Source organism: uncultured Spongiibacter sp. (assembly GCF_964011655.1).
Taxonomy (GTDB): domain Bacteria; phylum Pseudomonadota; class Gammaproteobacteria; order Pseudomonadales; family Spongiibacteraceae; genus Spongiibacter; species Spongiibacter marinus.
In genome coordinates, this window is sequence record NZ_CAXGPO010000047.1 from 1 (window position 1) to 22312 (window position 22312).

The 22312-nt window shown below is 56.0% G+C and carries 24 protein-coding genes, 1 tRNA gene and 1 other RNA gene; 21 read left to right on the forward strand and 5 right to left on the reverse strand.

Features of this window, described 5'->3' with window-relative positions:
* From gltX to ABNS66_RS14790, 13 genes are all read left to right on the forward strand, one after another.
* Nucleotides 1-1266 (forward strand): glutamate--tRNA ligase (gene gltX / locus ABNS66_RS14730; protein WP_348655369.1); only part of this gene is annotated, 1266 nt, incomplete at its 5' end.
* A 97-nt stretch (nucleotides 1267-1363) separates the two neighbouring features.
* Nucleotides 1364-1439: transfer RNA gene (locus tag ABNS66_RS14735), tRNA-Ala, on the forward strand.
* A gap of 113 nt (nucleotides 1440-1552) precedes the next feature.
* Nucleotides 1553-1831 (forward strand): polyhydroxyalkanoic acid system family protein, encoded by a 279-nt coding sequence (locus ABNS66_RS14740; protein WP_161624218.1) that lies wholly within the window; start codon nucleotides 1553-1555, stop codon nucleotides 1829-1831.
* 106 nt (nucleotides 1832-1937) lie between these two features.
* A complete protein-coding gene (locus ABNS66_RS14745; protein ID WP_204995513.1) occupies nucleotides 1938-3326 on the forward strand; it encodes a DegQ family serine endoprotease in 1389 nt (462 codons plus the stop codon).
* A gap of 26 nt (nucleotides 3327-3352) precedes the next feature.
* Entirely contained in the window at nucleotides 3353-3952 is a 600-nt protein-coding gene (locus ABNS66_RS14750) for a DUF4136 domain-containing protein (RefSeq protein ID WP_286839358.1), read from the forward strand.
* An 88-nt stretch (nucleotides 3953-4040) separates the two neighbouring features.
* An RNA gene (gene ffs / locus ABNS66_RS14755) (signal recognition particle sRNA small type) lies at nucleotides 4041-4137 on the forward strand.
* A gap of 115 nt (nucleotides 4138-4252) precedes the next feature.
* A complete protein-coding gene (dnaX, locus tag ABNS66_RS14760; RefSeq protein ID WP_286839356.1) occupies nucleotides 4253-6181 on the forward strand; it encodes a DNA polymerase III subunit gamma/tau in 1929 nt (642 codons plus the stop codon).
* Nucleotides 6182-6190: 9 nt separating this feature from the next.
* Entirely contained in the window at nucleotides 6191-6514 is a 324-nt protein-coding gene (locus ABNS66_RS14765) for a YbaB/EbfC family nucleoid-associated protein (protein ID WP_027872627.1), read from the forward strand.
* Nucleotides 6514-7116: a recombination mediator RecR gene (recR, locus tag ABNS66_RS14770; protein ID WP_286694136.1), complete on the forward strand. Its 603-nt coding sequence runs from the start codon at nucleotides 6514-6516 to the stop codon at nucleotides 7114-7116. The genes ABNS66_RS14765 and recR overlap by 1 nt, the downstream gene beginning before the upstream one ends.
* Complete coding sequence (gene rnd / locus ABNS66_RS14775) at nucleotides 7109-8215, forward strand: ribonuclease D (protein WP_286839355.1); 1107 nt, start codon at nucleotides 7109-7111, stop codon at nucleotides 8213-8215. Before recR ends, rnd begins: the two co-directional genes overlap by 8 nt.
* Nucleotides 8215-8484: a YcgL domain-containing protein gene (locus tag ABNS66_RS14780; RefSeq protein ID WP_286694234.1), complete on the forward strand. Its 270-nt coding sequence runs from the start codon at nucleotides 8215-8217 to the stop codon at nucleotides 8482-8484. Before rnd ends, ABNS66_RS14780 begins: the two co-directional genes overlap by 1 nt.
* Nucleotides 8481-8933: a YcgN family cysteine cluster protein gene (locus ABNS66_RS14785; RefSeq protein ID WP_286839352.1), complete on the forward strand. Its 453-nt coding sequence runs from the start codon at nucleotides 8481-8483 to the stop codon at nucleotides 8931-8933. Before ABNS66_RS14780 ends, ABNS66_RS14785 begins: the two co-directional genes overlap by 4 nt.
* 8 nt (nucleotides 8934-8941) lie before the next feature.
* On the forward strand, nucleotides 8942-9331 hold the full coding sequence (locus tag ABNS66_RS14790; protein ID WP_204995507.1) for a hypothetical protein: 390 nt from the start codon (nucleotides 8942-8944) through the stop codon (nucleotides 9329-9331).
* Between the two features lie 38 nt (nucleotides 9332-9369).
* Here the strand turns inward: ABNS66_RS14790 and cysK are convergent, their stop codons facing one another.
* Nucleotides 9370-10332: a cysteine synthase A gene (gene cysK / locus ABNS66_RS14795; protein ID WP_204995506.1), complete on the reverse strand. Its 963-nt coding sequence runs from the start codon at nucleotides 10330-10332 to the stop codon at nucleotides 9370-9372.
* A gap of 201 nt (nucleotides 10333-10533) precedes the next feature.
* Here cysK and ABNS66_RS14800 point away from each other — a divergent pair, with 201 nt between their 5' ends.
* Both ABNS66_RS14800 and ABNS66_RS14805 read left to right on the forward strand, forming a co-directional pair.
* Nucleotides 10534-11379: a MoxR family ATPase gene (locus ABNS66_RS14800; RefSeq protein ID WP_027872620.1), complete on the forward strand. Its 846-nt coding sequence runs from the start codon at nucleotides 10534-10536 to the stop codon at nucleotides 11377-11379.
* Nucleotides 11380-11382: 3 nt separating this feature from the next.
* A complete protein-coding gene (locus tag ABNS66_RS14805) occupies nucleotides 11383-12558 on the forward strand; it encodes a VWA domain-containing protein (protein WP_286839347.1) in 1176 nt (391 codons plus the stop codon).
* Between the two features lie 7 nt (nucleotides 12559-12565).
* Here ABNS66_RS14805 and ABNS66_RS14810 read toward each other — a convergent pair whose 3' ends face one another.
* Both ABNS66_RS14810 and ABNS66_RS14815 read right to left on the reverse strand, forming a co-directional pair.
* The gene (locus ABNS66_RS14810; RefSeq protein ID WP_286839345.1) at nucleotides 12566-13351 is read right to left on the reverse strand and encodes an RNA methyltransferase; all 786 of its coding nucleotides are present in this window, start codon (nucleotides 13349-13351) and stop codon (nucleotides 12566-12568) included.
* Nucleotides 13348-14274 (reverse strand): helix-turn-helix domain-containing protein, encoded by a 927-nt coding sequence (locus tag ABNS66_RS14815; RefSeq protein ID WP_286694142.1) that lies wholly within the window; start codon nucleotides 14272-14274, stop codon nucleotides 13348-13350. Before ABNS66_RS14815 ends, ABNS66_RS14810 begins: the two co-directional genes overlap by 4 nt.
* A gap of 374 nt (nucleotides 14275-14648) precedes the next feature.
* Here ABNS66_RS14815 and ABNS66_RS14820 point away from each other — a divergent pair, with 374 nt between their 5' ends.
* From ABNS66_RS14820 to ABNS66_RS14830, 3 genes are read left to right on the forward strand one after another with little or no spacing between them, the layout of a single operon-like run.
* Entirely contained in the window at nucleotides 14649-15950 is a 1302-nt protein-coding gene (locus ABNS66_RS14820) for an ammonium transporter (protein WP_286839343.1), read from the forward strand.
* A gap of 55 nt (nucleotides 15951-16005) precedes the next feature.
* Nucleotides 16006-16260, forward strand: a complete 255-nt coding sequence (locus tag ABNS66_RS14825) for a glutaredoxin family protein (protein WP_204995502.1) — start codon at nucleotides 16006-16008, stop codon at nucleotides 16258-16260.
* The gene (locus tag ABNS66_RS14830; RefSeq protein ID WP_286839340.1) at nucleotides 16251-17039 is read left to right on the forward strand and encodes an MOSC N-terminal beta barrel domain-containing protein; all 789 of its coding nucleotides are present in this window, start codon (nucleotides 16251-16253) and stop codon (nucleotides 17037-17039) included. Before ABNS66_RS14825 ends, ABNS66_RS14830 begins: the two co-directional genes overlap by 10 nt.
* 1 nt (nucleotide 17040) lies before the next feature.
* Here the strand turns inward: ABNS66_RS14830 and ABNS66_RS14835 are convergent, their stop codons facing one another.
* Nucleotides 17041-18987 (reverse strand): transglycosylase SLT domain-containing protein, encoded by a 1947-nt coding sequence (locus ABNS66_RS14835; protein WP_286839338.1) that lies wholly within the window; start codon nucleotides 18985-18987, stop codon nucleotides 17041-17043.
* Between the two features lie 71 nt (nucleotides 18988-19058).
* On the opposite strand from ABNS66_RS14835, the gene ABNS66_RS14840 reads away from it, so the two are divergent.
* Complete coding sequence (locus ABNS66_RS14840) at nucleotides 19059-20951, forward strand: ATP-binding cassette domain-containing protein (RefSeq protein ID WP_286839336.1); 1893 nt, start codon at nucleotides 19059-19061, stop codon at nucleotides 20949-20951.
* Here the strand turns inward: ABNS66_RS14840 and ABNS66_RS14845 are convergent.
* Nucleotides 20948-21379, reverse strand: coding sequence for a universal stress protein (locus ABNS66_RS14845; RefSeq protein ID WP_027872610.1), 432 nt, complete (start codon nucleotides 21377-21379; stop codon nucleotides 20948-20950). The genes ABNS66_RS14840 and ABNS66_RS14845 overlap by 4 nt on opposite strands.
* Before the next feature lie 93 nt (nucleotides 21380-21472).
* On the opposite strand from ABNS66_RS14845, the gene ABNS66_RS14850 reads away from it, so the two are divergent.
* Together ABNS66_RS14850 and ABNS66_RS14855 are read left to right on the forward strand one after the other, a co-directional pair.
* Nucleotides 21473-21925, forward strand: coding sequence for a hypothetical protein (locus ABNS66_RS14850; protein WP_286839334.1), 453 nt, complete (start codon nucleotides 21473-21475; stop codon nucleotides 21923-21925).
* Between the two features lie 9 nt (nucleotides 21926-21934).
* Nucleotides 21935-22174 carry a DUF1653 domain-containing protein gene (locus tag ABNS66_RS14855; RefSeq protein ID WP_286694148.1) on the forward strand — a complete coding sequence of 80 codons (240 nt, stop codon included), beginning with the start codon at nucleotides 21935-21937 and terminating at the stop codon, nucleotides 22172-22174.
* Nucleotides 22175-22312 lie beyond the last annotated feature (138 nt).

Sequence of the window (22312 nt, forward strand, 5' to 3'; positions counted from 1 at the left end):
GTGGGCGGACAAGCGGGGCCTTACCGGCAGAGTGAGCGCAGCGAAATTTACCGGGAGCACTGCGAGCAACTTATCGCGAAGGGCTTGGCCTTTCGCTGTTATCGCAGCCCCGAAGAACTCGATGCTCTGCGAGAAGCGCGGCGCGCTGAAGGCCAGCACACGGCCTTAAAACCCTCAGATCTGCGCCTGAGTGACGACGAGCAGCAGCGCCGCGAAGCCGAGGGCATGCCCTATGTTATTCGCATGGTGGTGCCCGAAGAAGCGGGCCGTTGCGAGATAGAAGATATGTTGCGGGGTACCGTGGAATTAGATTGGGGCCAGGTCGACGCGCAGATATTGTTGAAATCCGATGGCCTGCCTACCTACCATTTGGCCAATGTCGTGGATGACCATTTGATGGGTATTACCCACGTGCTGCGTGGCGAAGAATGGTTGAATTCTGCGCCTAAGCACAAGTTGCTGTACGAGTATTTTGGCTGGGAAATGCCGCAGCTTTGCCATTTGCCGCTGTTGCGCAACCCTGACAAAAGCAAGCTCAGTAAGCGCAAGAACCCCACTAGTATTTTGTACTACCAGCGCATGGGCTTTTTGCCGGAGGCGCTACTTAATTACTTAGGGCGGATGGGCTGGAGTATGCCCGATGAGCGCGAGAAGTTTAGCCTTCAGACAATGATCGAGCACTTCGACATTCAGCGTGTCAGCCTGGGTGGGCCGATTTTCGATGTTGAGAAACTGCGCTGGCTTAATGGGCTTTGGTTGCGAGAGGACTTGAGCGACGACGCGCTCATTGAGCGCCTGCAGAGCTGGGCGTTGAATCGGGAAACGCTGACCAAAATGTTGCCACATCTAAAACAGCGTATTGAGGTATTTACCGATATCGCACCGCTGGCGGGTTTTTTCCTATCGGGAATGCTGCCGCTGAGCAAGGAAAGTTTTGCTCAGTGCACCTTAGAGGAAGAGCAGTTGGTTGAGGTCTTACAGTGCTGCTTGTGGCGTTTGGAGGCCGAATCCGATTGGCAGCGCGATACGTTGTTTGCCGATATCAAAGCACTGGTCGACGGTCTGGAGCTGCGCATGAAAGATGTGATGCCTCCGCTGTTTATTGCCATTGCGGGCACCACTGCATCGATCTCAGTCGTCGACTCCATGGAAATACTCGGGCCGGAAATCAGTCGTGCGCGCATTCGCCACGCCATTGATATTTTGGGCGGGGTGGGCAAGAAAAAACTTAAGAAGCTGGAAAAACGCTATCAACAACTCCCTTGATGGTAGCGGCAAATGCGCCTGCGTTGTTAAAGGAGATTTTTTTCACTGCGCGTGTTGACAAGGTAGGGGACGAACCTTAATATGCGCAGCCTCTTTCGGGGCTATAGCTCAGCTGGGAGAGCGCTTGCATGGCATGCAAGAGGTCGGCGGTTCGATCCCGCCTAGCTCCACCAAATTAAAAGAACCGCCTATCGGCGGTTTTTTTATGCCTGCAATTCCGTCAGCGCCTGAGCACGACTCTGCTAGAATGCTTGATATTCCCGATGCGACTTACTGGAGACTGACCGTGTCGAAAATTTCTCTTAGCCAACGCCACTCGAAAAGCGACGCAGATGTTCGGGAGATGCTCGATGCTTTAGCAGTGAAACTGAGTGACCGTTTTGAGATGAAGGCCCACTGGCGCAGCGACCGAGAACTGGAGCTGAAACGCTCCGGTATTCAGGGGGTGCTGCAATTGTTGGAGGGGGAGGTCAAGGTCGACATCCAGCTGGGAATGATGATGAAGCCGTTCAAGTCGCGAATCCGCGATGAGCTTTCCAAGGCGATGGCAGAAAAACTGGCCTGAGCAGGCAATGATTTGCTGATCTTGCAGAATCTATTTATTTAGGGAAATAATTTTGGATTCTGCACTCTAACCTTGTTATCAACGTTATGAGGAGATCGGCACAGTCATGACCCGGATTTTGCAAACTACCATTTCCCGCTCATATTTAACGGTTTTTGCAGCGCTGCTGTTAGCGGTAAGCACACACAGTTTTGCTCTACTACCGAAGTCGGTGGCCGATGGGGAGCCATTGCCCAGCTTGGCACCGATGTTGAAATCGGTGAATCCGGCGGTAGTGAATATCTCAACCTACACCACGCAACGGGTCCAGCAGAATCCACTGTTAAACGACCCCTTCTTTCGCCGTTTCTTCAATATGCCTCAGCAGCAATTGCAGCCGCGTCAGCGCCGCACGCAGAGTGCTGGGTCAGGTGTGATTATCGATGCGGGTGAGGGGACTGTGCTCACCAACCACCATGTAATTGACGGCGCGGATGAAATCACGGTGTCTCTGGAGGACGGGCGCAGTTTTACCGCAGAGCTGGTCGGCTCTGATCCAGACGTTGACATCGCAGTGCTGAAAATCCCCAGCGAGAAGCTCACCGCGGTGCGCCTCGCTGACTCCGATAAACTGCGTGTGGGCGATTTTGTTGTGGCGATTGGTAACCCCTTTGGCCTGGGACAAACGGTGACTACCGGGATTGTTAGTGCCTTAGGCCGCACCGGACTGGGTATTGAGGGCTATGAGAATTTCATCCAAACCGACGCCTCTATCAATCCCGGTAATTCGGGTGGCGCGCTGGTAAATCTACGCGGAGAGTTAGTTGGTGTGAATACCGCGATTCTGGCGCCCTCCGGTGGCAACGTAGGCATCGGCTTTGCCATTCCGGCAAATATGGCGATGGCGAGCATTGAGCAGATTCTTCAGCACGGTGAGGTACGCCGGGGGCAGCTGGGCGTTATTATCCAGGACCTGACGCCGGAGTTGGCGGAAGCCTTTGATATTGAAGCGGGTCAGCGCGGCGCGGTAGTGGCAGAGGTTCAAGAAGATTCGGCCGCTGACAAGGCTGGCATAGAGGCGGGTGATGTCGTGATCGCTGTGGATGGCAAGGCCGTACTGAGTTCTGCGCAACTGAGAAACGCCATCGGCTTACGACGGGTCGGCGACAAAGTGGCGATCACGCTGTTAAGAGAAGGGCGCGAGAAACGCTATAAGGTTGTTTTGGGCTCGGCTGAGAAGCAGGTCGATGCCGATGCGCGGTCGGTACATCCTCTGCTAGACGGCGTTAGCCTGAAAAACGCCGACGATGGCAAAGGCGTGGTGGTTACCGAGGTTAAACAAGATGCCCTGGCGGCCTCTAAGCTGCGCCCCGGTGACTTGTTGGTGTCAGTGAATCAGCGGCGCGTACGCAGTATTAATGAGCTGCAGGCGGCGGCATCACGCAGCGATGATGGTATGCTGCTGCGCGTTATTCGCGGCCGCTTTGCAAACTGGGTAGTACTTAAGCGAAATTGAAGCCACTAGGCGACTTGGAGGGCGTAATGCACGATTTACCAGCAGTCATTAAGCGATGTGGTATTGCCGTTATCGCGGCAGTAGTAGCGGCGTGCACAGCAGTGCCAGTGAGTCAGGATTATGCCCTCGATTACGATTTCGCTAACGTAGCGAGTTACGCCTGGCTGACGCCTGACAACGAGCAACGGGAACCCGCCTACGACGCCCTGATGCATGAGCGCTATCGCGATGCTATCGAGGCGCAGATGGCGCTGCGCGGCGTGAAGAAAGTTGCCGTCGACAGCGCGTCAGTACTGGTGAGCTACCATGTCGGCACTGTCGAAAAAACACGCGTGGAAAGTGTGGGCAACTGGTATAGCCATTTTGGTTACTACCCTTGCTATCATTGCTACCACCGCCCGGGATTTGGCTACGCGCATTTCTATGATGACGATATCTGGGTGCGCGAATATACCCAGGACAATGTTGTTATCGATATTATCGAGCCTGAAAATCGCCGTTTGGTATGGCGCGGCAGCGCAAGCCGTGTCAAACCCACACTGAAAGATCCCTTGGAGCGGCGCGCGTATATCGATGAAACTGTGGCGACGATTCTCGCGCAATTTCCGCCAGTCAGCGCGCAATAATCCGATTATCCCCCTTGCATGTGGAGGGGGTTTCGAACACAATAGCGCCCCGCAATTGGCCGAGGCCGAAAGCGCGTTATGGTGGTCCTTCCGGTCCCCTCGCAACGATAGGTAGCAAACCCCGCCAGGCCCGGAAGGGAGCAACGGTAGTTATCGACTCGTGTGCCGGGGTGTGGCTGGTCGGGCCGCCACCCATTTATTCCTATCCCCGTGATTCCTCTCGTTTTTTCTAATTCCGACATTATTTATGTCAGCGCAGCGCTAGTGTATCCTTGACGATCGATTTCGAGAGATTTTGTGATGACATATCAGGTTCTGGCGAGAAAGTGGCGACCCAAAAGCTTCCGGGAAATGGCCGGCCAGAGCCACGTGCTCAAAGCCTTGATCAATGCGCTTGATCACGATCGGCTTCACCACGCTTATTTGTTCACCGGGACTCGTGGCGTGGGTAAAACCACCATCGCGCGTATTCTGGCGCGTTGTCTGAATTGCGAGCAGGGCGTCAGCTCAGAGCCCTGCGGCCAATGCCAGTCGTGTGTCGCCATCAACGAGGGGCGTTTCGTTGACCTGATCGAGGTTGACGCGGCGTCGCGCACCAAGGTTGAGGACACCCGCGAGCTTCTCGACAATGTGCAATACACCCCGACACAGGGGCGCTACAAGGTGTACCTCATCGATGAGGTGCACATGCTCAGTGCCAGCAGTTTTAATGCGCTGCTAAAAACGCTGGAAGAGCCGCCGCCTCACGTTAAGTTTTTGCTGGCGACGACGGACCCACAAAAAATTCCCGCGACCATTTTGTCGCGCTGCCTTCAGTTCAGCCTGAAAAACTTAAGTCCTGAACGCGTAGTAGAGTATTTGAAGCAGATACTCGAAAAAGAGCTGATCAGCTTTGACGAGGCAGCGCTGTGGCTGCTGGGGCGCGCCGCCGACGGCAGTATGCGCGACGCCTTGAGTTTAACCGATCAGGCAATCGCTTTCGGCTCGGGTAAACTCGGCGAGCACGATGTTCGGCAGATGCTGGGCACCATCGATCACGGCGCCGTTTACCGATTAATTTCGGCGCTGTCTAAACGCGACGGGGCCGAATTGTTAGCGATCGTGGCGGAGCTGGCCGAGCTGGGTGTGGATTTTGCCGGCGTTGCCAATGAACTGCTGGTGGTGCTCCACCGCATCGCTATTGCGCAAACCGTTCCCGATGGGCTGGACAATAGCCTGGGCGATAAACAGAACGTGACGGCCCTGGCGGGCGAACTCAGTGCCGAGGAAGTCCAGTTCTATTACCAGATGGCGCTTCAAGGGCGACGCGATTTGAATTTGGCCCCCGAGCTTCGCGGCGGCCTGGAAATGTTGTTGCTGCGTATGGTGGCCTTCAAACCCGAAGGTGTCATGGCGCCGCCAAGCCAGCCGCTTACTGCCAGCGCCTCGCCCGAGGGGGAGGCTGCCCCCGTAAAAAAGCCGCCGACGCCGTCTGACGCCGGGGGCGAGCCGGAGGCAGAGCCGAACACTGCCGTTACGGCGGCAGAGCCGAACACTGCCGTTACGGCGGCAGAGCCCGCACCTATTGCCAATGAGGCTCCTGAACAACATAGCCGCGAGGACGAGGCGCCGTCAGTCGCTGCTGAGCCGAGCAAACCAGAGCAAGCCTCAGCGCCAATACCGCCACAAGAGGCTGCACAAAACAGTGCACCATCGACCGAGCAAATTGCTGACGTCGTTGAGCATGAGCAAGTAGAAGTTCAGCGGCCGCGTTCAGACGAGCCACCGGTGGCAACAGCGTCGGCACCGGAAGAGGCTGTAGCCGCGGCGCCGAGTGTTGAGCTCGCTGATCTCGATGCCAGGCTCTGGCGCGAGCAGTTCGACGCTTTCGCCTTGCCTGGAATGTTGGGGAGTATTGCCTCGCATTGTCAGCTAGCCGCCAAAGAGGGTAGCTGCCTGCAGTTTGTAATTAGCCAGGGCAACGCGACACTGCTGAATGACCGTCATATCGAGCGCCTGCAAGAGGCCTTGGCTGATTACTTTGGTCAGGCACTTAAGGTGGCAATCGATATCGGTGAACCCGCAGAGGAGACACCGGCGGAGTACCGCGCCCGACGTCTACAAGAGAGGCTTGTTGTCGCTCGCCAAGCGATCGAAAGCGACCCCCTCGTGCAGGAAATTATCGCCGAGTTTTCGGCCGAACTAGACCTTGAATCAATCAGCTTGCCGGAAAAACGTCGTCAAGATTAGGAGACCAGAGTGAAAGCAGACCTTAATGAATTGATGAAAAAAGCTGCCGAAATGCAGGAGAAAATGCAACAAGCGCAGCAAGAGCTGGCAAATAAAGAAGTGCGTGGCGAAGCCGGCGCGGGCTTGGTGAGCGTGGTAATGACCGGGCGCCACGATGTGCGGCGTGTGCAAATAGACGACAGCTTGCTCAGCGAAGACAAAGAAGTGCTGGAAGACCTGTTGGCCGCGGCGGTGAATGACGCTGTGCGCAAGGTTGAGGAAAACAACAAGGGACAAATGGGCGATATGCTTTCAGGGATGGGAATGCCCGGTAACTTCAAGATGCCTTTTTAATGTCGAACTACAGCCCCCTTATCGATGAGCTGATTGACGCGTTGCGCTGCCTGCCTGGGGTTGGTCCCAAGTCGGCGCAGCGCATCAGCTTTCAATTGCTGGAGCGAAACCGTGGCGGTGCTCAGCGCCTTTCAGAAGCGCTGCACAATGCCGTTGAAAAAGTAGGGCATTGCCGCAGCTGTCGCACGCTCACCGAAGACCCTGAATGTCGATTGTGTCGTGACCCGCGGCGCGACCAACACACTATCTGCGTCGTGGAATCACCCGCCGACGTGCTCGCCTTCGAACAGGGCGGGGACTATCGCGGCCTGTATTTTGTGTTGATGGGCCGACTGTCGCCCATCGACGGCATCGGCCCGGAGGACATTGGCATTGACCGCCTGGTCGAGCGGGTTCAGGCCTTGAACGTCTCCGAATTGATACTGGCGACGAATCCCACCGTAGAGGGGGAGGCAACCGCCTTTTATATCGCTGAAGAGATGCGGCGCTTGGGGGTGGCGGTGAGCCGTATCGCCCATGGTGTGCCCTTGGGTGGCGAACTTGAATATGTCGACAGCGGTACCTTGTCGCATGCGCTAAAAGGACGCCAGCGCTTTGAATGATGCATACCATTATCTGGATTCCAACGAGCAGCTAGCGCAAGCTTGTAAGCGTTGGCAGTCGGCTGAATTTGTCGCCCTGGACACCGAGTTTATCCGCCGAGATACCTTTTATCCTATTGCAGGTTTAATACAGGTAGGCGCGCTTGGCGAGTGTTGGCTGATCGACCCCATTGCCATTACCGATTGGGACGATTTTAGGGGGCTTCTCAACAACGCCGGTATTCCTAAAGTCCTGCACTCGTGTAGTGAAGATCTCGAAGTGTTTCAGCGTCTGTGTGGCGCGCTGCCAGCGCCGTTGTTAGATAGCCAAATTGGCGCTGGCCTGGCGGGCTGGGGAGAGGGCCTGAGCTACCAAAAGCTGGTCGCTCACAGCTTGAATCAGCACGTAGAGAAAGGCGAAACACGCTCCAATTGGTTGCAGCGACCACTTACCGCGAGCCAATGCCACTACGCGGCGCTCGATGTGGCGTATTTGCAGGATATTTACCCCTTGCTGCGTCAGCGACTCGAGGAGTTGGGGCGGCTGCCGTGGTGGCAAGAAGATTGTCGGCAACTTATCGAGCAGGCCGATCAGGGCACCCCATCGGATCAGTTTTACCTGCGCAATAAATCGCTTTGGAAGCTCAACGGCTGCCAGCGTTTGGTACTGCAGCGCGTATGTGCCTGGCGGGAAGAGCAGGCGCGGGAGAGAGATGTGCCACGCGGGCGCATTTTTAAGGATCCAGTGTGCTTCGAAATTGCTCGCCGCCAGCCCTCCAGTAGCGGTGAGTTGGCAAGAATTAAAGACCTGCCCGGTGCATCGCTGCGGCGCTTTGGCGACGACGTGCTTACTATTGTGCGAGAGGCACGCGAGGAAGATAGCGCTGCACATCCACCGCCGGGCGAACGGCCGTTGTCAGCAGAGCAGACGCGATATTTGGCCGCGATGCGTCGCGGGGTAGAGCGTTGTGCTGATTCGCTGGGTATCCCCGCGGGTTTGTTGTGCCGCAAACGTGATATGGAAGAGGTGATCAGGCTTCGTCGCCTGCCCGATTCGATGACAGCGTGGCGCAAGCAGGTGGTAGGTGAGGTGTTATTGCAAAGTTTGGAGGGGGCGTGATGCGGCGGATTTGCACCATTTATCGCAGTGCTAAGCATGAGGGGATGTACCTTTATGTCGACAAGGCGGAAGACACAGAGCGTGTTCCAGAGGCGCTGTTGAAGCGTTTTGGTCAGCCGGAGCGAGCGATGACACTGCTGCTCGAAGAGGGTAAAAAGCTAGCTAGAGCGGATGTTAAGGATGTGTTGCAAGCTATTGATGAAAATGGGTTTTATCTTCAGCTTCCTCCGCAGCCAGAGGCGCCTCTCTCACCGCGTGAAGATCGGTGATAGCATCTCGTCATCGCCCATTTTGGGAGGCAAAGTCGCTCGCAGAGATGAGCGACCAGGAGTGGGAAGCCCTGTGCGACGGTTGTGGCCGCTGCTGCTTGCACAAGCTTGAAGACGAAGATAGCGGTGAGGTGTATTACACCGACGTGTCGTGTCGACTGCTTGATGCTGAGCACATACGTTGCCGGGATTACCCGCAGCGCCTGACGCGGGTGCCGGGCTGCCTCGATCTGCGTGAATCACTGCCGGCGTTTGCGTACAGCCTGCCCAGTAGCTGCGCCTATCGACAGCTTCATGAGGGGCGGCCGCTCGAGCCTTGGCACCCCCTTATTGCCGGTGATCAGCGGCTGATGGAAACATTGGGTGTGTCGGTAAAGGGACGCTGCGTGAGTGAAGTGACCGTGGCAGATGACGAGCTTGAGGACCATATCATCCGCTGGATTGATTAGGGATTAGTATGATTGATAACAATGATTACACACTCGCCTGGCAGGCCTATTGGGCCTTTGGCGTGGTCGCGACTCTGCTTTGGGGCTTGCTGATTCGCGTTTATCGCCTGTCTGCCGTCAAGTTGTGGGCGTTTCTCGCAGTGGCCTTTTTACTGCTGCTGCCGTGCCGGCACCCCGAAGCGGTGGAACTGTGGATGCCGGCAACCATCGGTGCGGCGCTAAGTGTGATGACCAGCGGTATTGAATCGGCGATGGCGGCGGTGATTATTGTTGGCGCGGGCCAACTCTTCGCCATTGTTGCGGCAATAGTATGGGCGCTGGTCGCGCCGCGCTCTGCAAGTTCTGCTCCCGCAGCCGAGAAAGCCGGGGAGCGTGTCGAGCCGAAAGTGTCGGCGTAGATCGGGTGCTGCCGTTTGCGATGCGCGGCAGGGTGATGTCAGCTCTCAATTTCGCTAAAGGCGCCGTCAAATAGTGGGCTGCTGAGGTAGCGCTCCGCCGAATCGGGCAGGATCACAACAATGGTTTTGCCGGCATTGTCGGGTTCACTGGCTACGCGCTCGGCAACGGCCATCGCGGCGCCGCTGGAAATACCGGCCAGAATGCCTTCCTCCTTCATCAGCCGATGCGCCCAGCGCATGGCGTCTTCATCGCTTATCGCTTCAACGCGGTCTACCACGCTTAGGTCTAGCGTGTCTGGCAGAAAGCCTGCACCGATGCCCTGAACTTTATGCGGGGCGTGCCTGAGTTCTTCGCCGTTGAGTGCATGGCGAATCACCGTCGAGCTCTCCGGCTCCACGGCCACTGAGCAGATGGCTTTGTTGCAGTGGTTTTTAATATAGCGAGACACGCCGCTGATTGTGCCGCCGGTGCCGACGCCGCTAACTAAAATATCGATATCGCCGTTGGTGTCCCGCCAAATTTCCGGGCCGGTGGTCTGTTCGTGAATCGCTGGGTTCGCGGGATTCTTAAACTGCTGCGGCATAAAATAACGCTCAGGGTCCTGGGCGCAAATGTCTTCAGCGGCACTGATGGCTCCCTTCATCCCCTTGGCGCCATCGCTTAAATGGAGTTTGGCGCCCAGTGCAATGAGTACTTTGCGGCGCTCCAGGCTCATTGTGTTGGGCATGGTCAATGTGATGGGGTAGCCCCTAGCCGCGGCGACGAAGGCCAGTGCGATGCCGGTATTACCACTGGTTGGCTCAACAATTTCCATGCCGGGTTTCAGCGCGCCGCTCTGTTCAGCTTGCCAGATCATATTGGCGCCAATTCGGCATTTCACGCTATTGGCAGGATTGCGCGATTCCTGTTTTACAAGAATCCGGTGTTGGCTGATTCTGCGTATCTGCACGAGCGGCGTTTCGCCAATGCTGCGGCTGATGTCGTCGAAAATTGCGGTCATTTTGGGTTTCCTTGATCCTGGCAGTGTAATGTCACGGCAAATTGTCCTGACTCGATACTATAGCTGGCCGCTGCGACGCTTGCCGTAAGTCGAGCAGCCAAGTAGGCTTCGCGTTGACTATTAGATAGTGTGGCGCCAGCGCCGCCCAGTGTAATGATCGTCCGGCAATAATAAAACCGGGCGCCCGAGTAGGACGAGTTGATGAAATTTACTGGTACTGATTCTTACGTATCCACCGAAGAGCTGAGCATGGCGGTAAACGCCGCCGTCACCCTGCAACGCCCGCTGCTGATCAAAGGCGAGCCCGGAACGGGTAAAACCCTGCTTGCCGAGCAAGTAGCGGCGGCAATGGGTAAAAAGTTGATCCAGTGGCATATCAAATCCACCACAAAGGCTCAGCAGGGCTTGTATGAGTACGATGCGGTGTCGCGTTTGCGTGACTCGCAACTGGGCGATGACAAAGTGCACGACATTGCCAACTACATCAAGCGCGGCAAACTCTGGGAAGCGTTTGCCGCCGATGAGCAGGTGGTGCTGCTGATCGATGAAATCGACAAGGCAGACATCGAGTTCCCGAATGACCTGCTGGTCGAACTGGACCGCATGGAGTTCTTTGTATACGAAACGGGTGAAACCGTTCGCGCCAAGCACCGTCCCATTATCATTATCACCAGCAACAACGAGAAAGAGCTGCCAGATGCCTTCCTGCGCCGTTGTTTCTTCCATTTTATTAATTTTCCCGATCGCGAAACGATGGAGAAAATCGTGGAGGTTCATTATCCCGATATCTCCAAAACCCTCGTTCAGGAAGCACTAGAAGTCTTCTTCGATGTTCGCAAGATTCCGGGTCTGAAGAAAAAGCCCTCAACGTCAGAATTGATTGACTGGTTGAAGCTGCTGATGGCCGATGACATCCCCGAAGAAATTCTTAAAAATCGCGATGCGAGCAAGGCTATCCCGCCGCTCTACGGCGCATTGCTGAAGAACGAGCAAGACGTTCACCTGCTTGAACGGCTGGCCTTTATGCATCGTCGCGAGAGCCGCTAGTCTATGTTGGTTCAGTTTTTCTTTGGCCTGCGAAATGCTGGTGTTCCGGCGAGTATTCGTGAACTACTCGACTTGATGGCCGGCCTTGAGGCGCGGCTCGCCTTCATGGACGTCGACGAGTTCTATCAGCTCGCTCGCGTCTGTATGGTGAAGGATGAGAAGTATTACGATCGCTTTGATAAGGCGTTTGCGCGTTACTTCAATGACCTATCGAGCCTTGACGACGTGATTGAGGCGCTGATTCCCGATGACTGGTTGCGTACAGAGTTTTTGAAGCAGCTCAGCGAGGAAGAAAAGGCAAAAATCGAGTCTCTGGGTGGCCTCGATAAGCTCATTGAGGAATTTAAAAAGCGGCTAGAAGAGCAGAAAGAACGCCACGAGGGCGGTAACAAGTGGATCGGCACCGGCGGTACCTCACCGTTTGGCCACAGTGGTTATCACCCCGAGGGCATACGAATCGGTGGTGAAAGCAAAAACAAGAAAGCCGTAAAGGTCTGGGAGCGCCGCGACTTTCGCGACCTGGATGACTCGGTTGAGCTTGGTACGCGTAATATCAAGATCGCGCTACGCCGGTTGCGCAAGTTTGCCCGCAGCGGTGCGGCCGACGAGCTGGATATCGACGACACGATATCGTCGACGGCCCGCAATGCCGGTCTGCTGGACCTGAAGATGGTGCCGGAGCGCCATAACGCCGTTAAAGTGCTGTTGTTCTTTGATGTGGGCGGCTCTATGGACCCGCATATTCGCGTTTGCGAGGAGCTGTTTTCCGCCGCGCGCAGCGAGTTTAAGCACATGGAGTATTTCTACTTCCATAACTTTCTGTATGAGTCGGTGTGGGACAGCAATGTGCGTCGTCACAGTGAGCGAATACAGCTGCTCGACGTGATGCACAAATACAGCGCGGACTACAAAATTATCTTTGTCGGCGACGCGTCAATGTCGCCCTACGAGATCGTGCAGCCAGGCGGCAGTGTCGAGCACTGGAACGACGAGGCCGGGGAGCTGTGGATGCGGCGCCTGCGCGAGACCTTTGACAAAGTGGTATGGCTAAACCCCGTGCCGCCCGAAGATTGGGGTTGGACACAGTCCATTGGCATGGTTGAGCAGATCATGGAAGGGCAGATGTACCCCATGACTCTGGGCGGCCTCGAAGAGGCGATGGCCTACCTGGCCAAGTAGCGCCGCGCTATGCGCCCGCCCTGTTATGGCTAAAGGCCAACAGGGCGGCGGTCACCGCGACATTGAGTGACTCCACGCCATTGGCCATCGGTATTTGCAGCGCGCAGTCGCTCAGGGCCTGTGTGGCCGGCGACACGCCCTCAGTTTCATTCCCCAATACATAGACTCGGCTAGTGTCAGACTGGCTTTCGAAGAGCGATTGCTCGGCGTGGGAAGAGAGGCAGGCGATCTCCACCCCGGCTTTTTGGAGGCGCTGCAGTTCGGGTTGAAGTGTGTCGCAGTGAAAAATAGGGCAGTTGAACAGGGCTCCGGCGCTGGCTTTGATTACCAGCGGTGACAGCGCGGCACAGCCCTTTTTGGGCAGTATTAAGCCATCGATACCACTTGCCGCCACCGAGCGAATAATCATGCCCAGGTTCTGTGGGTTGTTAACGCCATCGAGCGCGATATAGATACGCCGAGTAGTGGTGTCGCGACTTGCCGGTATGTCGCTACAGGGCCGATACGCCTTCAGCTGCAGGTCCGCAGCAACCCCCTGGTCTTGTTTGCCATTTTTCGATATCCGCGACAGGGCGCGGCGCTCGTGCCAGGCGACCTCAATCCCTTCGCGCTCCGCCGCGTCTACGATTTCATTGACGATGCCGTCGCGTCGATTGCTGTCCGCCAAGTGCAGTTTATAAATGCGAACTTGTGGGTTTTGTAGCGCCTCGAGCACCGGCTTACGGCCGTAAATAGTGAGCAGCTGTTGGAAAAATTGCTTTTTCTTGAGGTATTGCTTGCGATCTTCGGTCATGCGGTCGGCGGATCCTGGTCAGGCTGGGGGTAGCTCAAGGTTGCGGTGGCGGCTTCGCTGATTTCTTTAGCCGCGAGTTTTAGGCGGTCGGCGATGGCAAGGATGTCCTGCGCCGACACGGGGCGGCGAATACTGCCCGCTGAAATCACCAGTTCCGGCTCTTCACCACTGGCGAAGATAGGCACAGCAATATTGGCGACCTGGTACTGGCGGCCCTCTTCAATACGGTCAAGGTGGTAGTGGCTGCGGCACAGCGACTCCCGGTAGTGCTGCACGTGCTCAGCGACTTCCTCAAGGCTCCAGTTTTCTTTCGGTTTGGCTAATTCCCGCTCCAGCGCGGCCTCTGCCTCGCTAATCAATGTCACTTCAAAACCGCGAGCACGTATGCCAATAACGGAAATTCGCAGTCGTTTATCTAGGTTTTCATCCCACTCGGGCAAATGTGCCTGAGCGCTATCTAACCATTGTTGCAGCTTGTTCGGTGACGACCAGGCGATAAAAGCGGCCCCTAATGGCGCGGCATTGGGCAGACGCAGGCCTTGGTGGAAAGGGAATTCCAGGCGCTCTGGGATACCGTAATTAGTGAGCAGCACGAGCTGGTCGCCGCTTCGTCCCATCAGGCCGCAGCCCAGCTGCAGCTCTTTACTGAGCGCCTCCAGTCGCGGGCGAGCCACTTCAAGCACGGGAAACTGGGCAAAGGCTGACATGCCGGCGGCGGCGATGCTTGGCCCCAAGCGATAGGCTTTACTGCGACTGTCCTGGGCGAGAAAGCCGTAGCGGGCCATGGTGCTCAATATGGCGTGGCAGGTGGCCTTGTTCAGGCCCAGTATGCGCGTCAGCTCGGTTAAGCCGTAGGCTTTGCTGGGGTGGCTCATAAACAAGTCCAAAATCGCTAAGACTCTGGCAGTTGGTTTGGAAAACACACTGTTCTCCCTTGTTATCGTTGTTGGCGGCCTATTCTACGTTATCTGGGCTTGAATGCCTCGGCCTATCACGCGCTCCGTCACTGAAAACGAATTTGCAAGAAAATGGTGCGCTCGCCCCATTTTGGGCATGGATATTGCTTTTAAGCGGGGCAGCGGTCTCTTTCGGTGGTCATTAACGGCGCGGGCAACACTGCGCGGTCGTCGCCGAAAATTGATAACTATTTGAAATTAAACGAAAAATATCTTTCTGGTGAGGGAGGGCTAATTCGATGTCATTGCGAATTAGCGTCAACATGCACCTTAACGGTGCTGCTTCGCTGGATTGTGCTTATAAATAGTGCGTTTTGTTGCGCAAGTTTGGAGAAAAGTAAATGAAAATTCCTGTCGTTCGGGCGGCTCTGCCCATTTTTGTTGCATTGGCAGCATTGCTGCCGCAAAGCAGCCTCGCTGCAGAAGCCGATGGCGCGAATACGGCGTGGATTTTAACGTCCACGGCGTTGGTTCTCTTCATGACCTTACCCGGGCTGGCACTGTTCTACGGCGGTCTTGTCCGCAGTAAGAACATCCTCAGTGTGCTGATGCAGTGCTTTAGTATCACCTGTGTGGCCTCGCTGTTGTGGTTTGCCGTGGCCTACAGCATGGCGTTCTCTGATGGCAACGACTTTGTCGGCGGTCTCAGCCGTGTTCTTCTGGCCGGAGTAGGGGAAGACAGCTTGGTGGGAGATATCCCCGAGACGGTGTTCGTAATGTTCCAAATGACATTCGCCATTATTACACCGGCACTCATCGTGGGTGGTTTTGCTGAGCGTATTCGCTTTTCTGCCGTGATGCTGTTTTCGGCACTGTGGCTGCTGGCCGTTTACGCGCCCATTACCCACTGGGTATGGGGTGGTGGCTGGCTCGGCCAAATGGGGCTGCTCGACTTTGCCGGGGGCACTGTGGTGCACATTACCGCCGGCGTGGCCGCGCTGGTAGCGGCGATGGTAATGGGGCCGCGTAATGGCTTTGGCAATGTTGCTTTACCGCCCCACAACTTAACGATGACATTCACCGGCGCGGGAATGCTCTGGGTGGGTTGGTTTGGCTTCAACGCCGGTAGCGCGCTGGCGGCCAATGGCGACGCCGGTATGGCAATGCTGGTCACACACCTGTCAGCGGCAACCGGCTGCCTTACCTGGTCACTGGTCGAATGGTGGCGTTACGGTAAACCTAGTGCGCTGGGCGCTGTGACCGGTATGGTGGCTGGGCTCGGTACCATCACGCCAGCATCGGGGTATGTTGGTCCGGCGGGCGCGGTGGTGATTGGTTTGAGCGCAGGCGTTATTTGTTTCTATTGCACGCTGTGGATCAAGCAAGTGTTGAAAATTGATGACTCACTGGATGTATTCCCCGTGCACGGTGTTGGCGGTATTCTCGGTACCTTCCTCGCCGGCATTTTTGCCAGCAGTGAGCTGGGGGTTTTCAGTGGTCAAGGCTTGGCCGAGGGCGTGACAATTGTTGAGCAGCTGAAAGTGCAGCTTATTGGTATCGGGTCGACCTTTGCCTATACCGCGGTAGTGAGTTTTGCGCTGTTTAAACTGGTTGATAAGTTGATTGGCCTGCGCGTTACCGCTGATGAGGAATCGGAAGGTTTGGACATTACTGGCCACAACGAGGTCGGATACGACTTATAATGGTCTAACACCTGACCTGGAGCCCGGCAGTTGCCGGGCTTTTTTTGGACCAAGTATGCGTGAATTAACTCTGTATGGCACCTCGGCGTGCCACTTGTGTGAGCAAGCTGAAGCCCTGCTGGCTAACTTGCTTGCCAGCCATCCGCAGTGGCAGATAGAAGTGGTGGATATCGCTGAGAGTGATGCCCTGATTGCCGATTATGGGGAGCGTATCCCGGTATTAGGCGATGGCGACAGGGAGTTGCAGTGGCCGTTTGATAGCGCTGCCGTTGTGACCTTTGTCAGTGAGGGAGAGGCGTTGTGCAAGTAAGTGGATTGTGGCGCTATCCGGTAAAATCGTTGGCCGGAGAGTCCCTTTCGACGCTTGATGTCAGTGATTGGGGGCCGCATGGCGATCGGCGCTGGATGGTTGTTGACCACCGTGGCCAATTCCTTAGCCAAAGGCAGTTGCCGCAGATGTGCCGACTGCATGCAAGGCAAATCGATGGCGGCATTATCCTGGAAGACTTGAGCAGCGGCGACTCTCTGCCGGTGATGCAACCCACTGGCAGTCATAACATGGTTGTTGTTTGGCAGGACCGCTGTTCGGCCGTGGACGGTGGTGATGAAGCTGCCCGGTGGTTGTCCCGCCGGCTCGGGGTGGAGGTACGACTGTGCTATATGGCCGATGATTTTCACCGGCAGGTCGATACCGCTTATGCTCAGCGCGGTGACAGAGTCAGCTTTGCCGACGGTTTCCCCTTTTTGCTGTGCCTGCAGCAGAGTGTTGATGCCTTATCTGAAGGCTATGGTAAGCCACTGGCGATGGCGCGTTTTCGGCCCAACCTCGTTGTTGACGGCGCGCCACCCTTTGCGGAAAGGCAGTGGCAGCAATTACGTATCGGCGATGTTATTTTCGATGTGGTCAAGCCCTGCACACGCTGCGCGATTCCGACCATTGACCCGCAGACAGGCGAGCGTGAAAAGGCTGTTTTTTCGCTGTTGCGTGAACACTGCAGCGAGGGAAAAAATATCATTTTTGGGCAGAATGTGATTCAGCGCGCCCAAGGGCGGATAACCCTTGGCGACGATGTTGAGGTGCTGGCTTAGCTCAGGGCGTTTGAAGCTCCTCGAAAGGGCTGATCCGCCGCTCATGCTGAGCCAGAATAGGTTTGCTCAGTTGCAGCTTTTTGCCGTACACCACACTAAAGGCCATCACATTCTTGATGTACTCACGGGTCTCGCCGTAGGGTAGATTCTCTATCCAGATATCTGCCGGCATATTGCTGTCTTGGCGCATCAATACTCTTTCCACGCGGGACGGGCCAGCGTTGTATGCGGCGGTGGCGAGAATGCGATTGCCGTTGAAGCGCTTGAGTAGCTGGCCCAAGTAAAAGCCGCCCATTTCGATGTTGGTGTCGGGTTCCAGTAACTCCTTACCACGGGGGACGGGGCGCCCCATTTGTCGTGCAAGGGTGCGAGCGGTGCCGGGCATCAGCTGCATTAAACCGCGGGCACCAACGGGGGAGCGGGCATCACTGGCAAAGGCGCTTTCTTGTCGGGCGATCGCGTATATCCATTTCAAGTCGATATTTTCTTTCTCGGCGATACGCGCAAAGACCGCTTGGTAGGGAGTGGGAAAGCGCAGAGACAAATCGTCCCATTGCCCCGCTTGAATAGCGGTGGCGATGGCCTGGTGAGACCACTGCCAATCCAAAGCAAGTTGCGCCGCCGCGATTTGTTCTGCGGTGTTCAAGCTTCGCATTGCCTGGCGCCACTCAAGTCGGGCTGTGGTTGTTGCGCCGTGCCAGTACAGCTCGCGCGCACGCAGAATGGCGCTGTGTTGTTGTACTTCGCTCACCAAGCTGGGGTCGAGGTTGCGTTGGTGGCCCAAGCGATATTCCTGATTCAATAAATCGGCCGCCATAAAACTGTAGTAGCCGCGATCAGTCGCCATGGCCCTAAGTCGCGTCTCTGCTTCGGGTGTGAATCGCTGATTCTTTTCAATGTCGGCACGTGCCCACCAGTACTGCCAGTCTGGCTGCTGGCGCAGTTTGGCCGGCAACAGGGCAATGTAGTGGTGTACTGCCTCCCAGTCGCCATCTTTTAACGCGAGCCTTACGCGCCACTCGGTGAGGTAGGGGTCTTCAAAGGCGGGGTCATTGGCGTTAATCCAATCCCGGGCGTATTCCGCGTCGCTGGCGATAATTTGCCGGGCGAAGGCGTCACGCAGCGCGTAGTTTTGCTGGCTACTGAAAGACAATTCCCGCTCTAGTTGGTGCCAGAGCGTATTTGCACGCTCGAAATCGCTTTTCGCCAAGCGGCGCAGGGTAAGCAATGCCAGCTGGCGGTTCTCGTCGTTGGCCGACAACTCGAAGCCGCGGGTATAGAGCAGGCTGGGCTGCTTAAGCAGCGCGAGCGCATCATCGCTGCCCGGTACGTTTTTAAGTAAATAGATCGCTAGATTGTGCTGTCCGGCGGTAATTGCCATGCGCGCTCGTTGGCGGCGTTGTTGGTGGCGTTCCTGTGGTGCTAAGCGGCTTAGCCACTGATCTAATACGCCGTCGCAACGCGTGGGCAGCGAGTGTCCGGTATGCCATAGTTTTTGCGTTTCTTTGTCCGCTAAGGCGTTATCGCCGGTATGTCGGAGGGCGCTAATATAGGCGCAGCGCAGGCTGCTGATAGGCTTTTTGCGGTAGTAACGTATAAATTGCGGCCAGTCGCCCGCGCGACGCAGCTGGTGCAGCCAGGCAATGTGAATACGGCTGCCAACAACCGTGTTGCGGTATTGTTGTAGGTAGTAGTCGATGGTGCCGCTGGCAACGTCGCCAATCTGTGCTTTTAACAACTCCAGTTCAACGTAGGGGAGCAGCGGGTAGTTGGCGAGTGCGGGAAGGTGGCGCTCGGCCTGTTCGCTGCGACCGCGGCTGATTTCATCCATGGCTTCACGATATACTTGCCGCTGCTCGTTCAACTGGGCATTATCCGCCCAGCATGATGCAGCGCCAATTGAAACAAGCAGCGCGAAGAGTCGCGTGCCAATCGTCTTGTTTATCATCCTTGTGCACCTGCTTTTCCGGCCAGCGATATGGCGCGGCAGTTAACCTTAATACCCATGGAAACCACTATATGCCTTTAATTCGCGGCACTCAATTGCAACACAGCATTGGCCAGCAGACGGTGTTGGATAACACTGATATCCAGCTGGATGATGGTGATCGCGTCTGTTTGCTTGGGCGCAATGGTTGCGGAAAGTCGACATTATTGCGCATGGTTGAGGGTGGCCTTCAGCCGGATGCGGGTGAGTTTTGGCGCCAGCCAGGGCTGGTCATTGCGCGAATGGAGCAAAACCTGGACTTCGCGTCGGCAGATGACTGTGTTTTTGACGTCGTTGCAGGTGGCCTTTCCGAACTCGGTGATCTGTTGAAGGGCTATCACAGCCTGACGCACGGCGAAATGAATGATGCCTCGTTAAAAGCGTTAGAGCGTCTACAGCGTCAAATTGAAGCGGCGGATGGTTGGCGTTTTCAGCAGCGTATCGAGTCGACCCTGAGCCGCCTGGAGTTAGATCCTGAAGCCCCGATCTCATCTTTGTCCGGCGGGTGGTTGCGTCGCGTATCGCTGGCAAGGGCGCTCGTCGCAGAGCCCGACGTATTGCTGCTGGACGAGCCGACTAACCACCTCGATGTTGAGGGCATTCTGTGGCTAGAGCAATGTGTGAAAAGCTTTGGTGGCTGCGTGCTTTTCGTCACCCACGACCGTGCACTGATTGAGTCACTGGCTAACCGAATTATTGAGCTGGATCGGGGGCAACTGAAAAATTACGACGGCACTTACAGTCAGTATCTGCAGCGGCGCGAGCACGAGCTAGAGGTAGAAGCTGAGCACAATGCGTTGTTTGACAAACGTCTAGCCCAGGAAGAAGTCTGGATTCGCCAGGGTATAAAAGCGCGGCGCACGCGCAATGAAGGGCGGGTCAGGGCGCTTGAGCAAATGCGTAGGGAGCGCGCCCAGCGCCGTGAGCAGCAGGGTACTGCGCGCCTGAACGTCAACGAAGGGACAAAAACCGGCAAGATTGTTGCCGAGCTGACCGATGTTTGTTTTAGTGTGCCCGGCCGCGACTTGGTGAAAAACTTTAACCTGTTGCTGAATCGCGGCGACAAGCTGGCTTTGATTGGGCCGAACGGCGCGGGTAAAACGACGCTGCTTAGGTTGATACTGGGGGAATTGGCTCCTCAGAGCGGCGAGGTCAAGCAGGGGAGCAATCTGCAAGTTGCCTATTTTGATCAATTGCGCGACCGCATAGACCCCAACGAGCGTGTGGTAGATATCGTCGGCCAGGGGCGAGAGTCGGTTTCGATCAATGGCAGCGAACGGCACATCATGTCGTATTTGGGTGATTTCCTGTTCACACCTGAGCGCGCTCGCAGCCATTTTGGTGTGCTGTCAGGGGGTGAGCGCGCGCGCGTGCAGCTGGCATGCCTGTTTACGCAGCCGGCAAATGTGCTGGTGATGGACGAGCCGACCAACGATCTCGATATGGAGACCCTCGAGCTGCTGGAGAGCTTACTCGTTGACTTTAAAGGAACCGTGCTACTGGTCAGCCACGATAGGTCTTTTGTCGACAGCGTTGCCAGCAGTTGTCTGCTGTTCGAAGGTAACGGCAATATCAGTGAGCACATTGGCGGGTATAGCGAAGTGGCCGCCTACCAGGCGCGCAGGGCGGTGGTAGCGCCTGAAAAACCAAAAGGCGAGAAAAAAGCGACGGCTGCGCCGGCCAAAAAAGCAGCACGTAAGAAGTTAAGTTACAAAGATCAGCGCGAGCTCGACAATTTACCTGACAAGATTGACGACCTGGAGACTCAGCTGCAGCAGTTGAGCGACCAGAGCGCCAGTGCTGAGTTCTATCAGCAGGACGCGCAAAAGGTTAACGATACGCTGGCGCGCTTAGCGGCGCTCCAAGAGGAACTGGATAGCTGTATGGAGCGCTGGATGGAATTGTCTGAGGCGGCGGGAGACTAACCCACTCGTACAGACAAAACGTCGCACTTGGCGCCGTGTAATACTGCGTTTGCTGTGGAGCCAAGTAGCAGGGCGAGCCCTTTGCGGCCGTGGCTGCCCACGACAATCAGGTCGCAGTCTAGCTCTTCGCTGAGTTGGTGGATGTGGGCCTCCGGGCGGCCAGTAAGCAGGTGACAGTTGTCGGTTTGAATGCCGTATTGGTCGGCATAGCGCTTAAGACTGTTTTCCGCTTGTTGTTGCAGCTCTTCCTGTATCCCTGAGAAGTCCATGGGGATATCGCCGCCGTAGGCCAGGCTCAGGGGTTCAACGACGTGTAGAAGATGCAATTCCGCTTGATGCTGGCGGGCCATGGCTGCCGCGCGTTGCAATACCGGAATCGCCTCGTCCGAGAGGTCGATCGCCGTCAATATCCGTTGGTAGTTGGCCATGGTTTCTCCTTGCGCTGTACTTGCGGTGAGTCTATACGACATTTTATAGCACGGGTTGTACGACCAGTGTGCAATGATTTATTAAGGATAACCATGTTCTGGATCATCGCGGCGGCGGTTTTAGCATTTATGTTGGCGCCGATATTGTGGATCATTCCCAGCCCGCGCCAGCGCTTGCAGGCGGCACTTCGCGATCGGGCGAGAGCGCTGGGTGTTACCGTGCAGATCACTCAGCTGCCGCAAACCCGTCGCCAAAAAGTGCGCAAGGAAGAAACCGTCAACGGGCTATGCTATGCCATGACCCTGCCAAAAGCCCGCGCCGGCGAGCGCTGGCGATATTGGCCCGATGGCGCCGAAGACGATGTGCCCGCTCCGCCTGCTGCGGTGCAAGATCGCATTGCCGGCCTGCGTGACCGGCTGCCGAAAGACGCCATAGTGATCGAGGCCAGTGGCCGAATGGTAAAAGTGTTTTGGCGCGAGGCGAACGCGGATATCGCGGCAGTTGAAAATTTGGCTGATATCCTCAATACACTAGTATCAGATTAAGGTTGGAGTATGTCGCAACAGACAAAGGTAGAGCTTGGTCGTTATCGGCACTATAAAGGTGGTGAGTACCAGGTCTACGGCGTAGCGCGTCACAGTGAATCCGAAGAGCTGCTGGTGGTATATCGCCCCTTGTACGGGCAGTCAGAGCTATGGGTTCGGCCTGTTGATATGTTTCTCGAGCATGTTGATATCGACGGTACCTCAACGCCCCGTTTTGCGCTGATTGAGCAAAATAAGGAAGCCATTTAGGGGCGATGTCGGGTTGGCATTATTGTGACCAGCCTTGACCACCGAGGATTGAACACTTATATATGTCGCCTCGCCACTGGCGCGTCATCTAATCGCATTTTGCAGATAAGGGTAATATGGGTAAATCTCTGGTAATCG

Bases quoted from the DNA above. Each gene is read 5' to 3' on its own strand.
- ABNS66_RS14790 (WP_204995507.1), top strand. From the start codon at position 8,942: ATGATTGATAACAATGATTACACACTCGCCTGGCAGGCCTATTGGGCC.
- ABNS66_RS14780 (WP_286694234.1), top strand. From the start codon at position 8,215: ATGCGGCGGATTTGCACCATTTATCGCAGTGCTAAGCATGAGGGGATG.
- cysK (WP_204995506.1), bottom strand. From the start codon at position 10,332: ATGACCGCAATTTTCGACGACATCAGCCGCAGCATTGGCGAAACGCCG.
- recR (WP_286694136.1), top strand. From the start codon at position 6,514: ATGTCGAACTACAGCCCCCTTATCGATGAGCTGATTGACGCGTTGCGC.
- ABNS66_RS14835 (WP_286839338.1), bottom strand. From the start codon at position 18,987: ATGATAAACAAGACGATTGGCACGCGACTCTTCGCGCTGCTTGTTTCA.
- ABNS66_RS14745 (WP_204995513.1), top strand. From the start codon at position 1,938: ATGACCCGGATTTTGCAAACTACCATTTCCCGCTCATATTTAACGGTT.
- ABNS66_RS14750 (WP_286839358.1), top strand. From the start codon at position 3,353: ATGCACGATTTACCAGCAGTCATTAAGCGATGTGGTATTGCCGTTATC.
- ABNS66_RS14825 (WP_204995502.1), top strand. From the start codon at position 16,006: ATGCGTGAATTAACTCTGTATGGCACCTCGGCGTGCCACTTGTGTGAG.
- ABNS66_RS14850 (WP_286839334.1), top strand. From the start codon at position 21,473: ATGTTCTGGATCATCGCGGCGGCGGTTTTAGCATTTATGTTGGCGCCG.
- ABNS66_RS14805 (WP_286839347.1), top strand. From the start codon at position 11,383: ATGTTGGTTCAGTTTTTCTTTGGCCTGCGAAATGCTGGTGTTCCGGCG.
- ABNS66_RS14800 (WP_027872620.1), top strand. From the start codon at position 10,534: ATGAAATTTACTGGTACTGATTCTTACGTATCCACCGAAGAGCTGAGC.
- ABNS66_RS14820 (WP_286839343.1), top strand. From the start codon at position 14,649: ATGAAAATTCCTGTCGTTCGGGCGGCTCTGCCCATTTTTGTTGCATTG.
- ABNS66_RS14855 (WP_286694148.1), top strand. From the start codon at position 21,935: ATGTCGCAACAGACAAAGGTAGAGCTTGGTCGTTATCGGCACTATAAA.
- ABNS66_RS14810 (WP_286839345.1), bottom strand. From the start codon at position 13,351: ATGACCGAAGATCGCAAGCAATACCTCAAGAAAAAGCAATTTTTCCAA.
- ABNS66_RS14840 (WP_286839336.1), top strand. From the start codon at position 19,059: ATGCCTTTAATTCGCGGCACTCAATTGCAACACAGCATTGGCCAGCAG.
- ABNS66_RS14845 (WP_027872610.1), bottom strand. From the start codon at position 21,379: ATGGCCAACTACCAACGGATATTGACGGCGATCGACCTCTCGGACGAG.
- dnaX (WP_286839356.1), top strand. From the start codon at position 4,253: ATGACATATCAGGTTCTGGCGAGAAAGTGGCGACCCAAAAGCTTCCGG.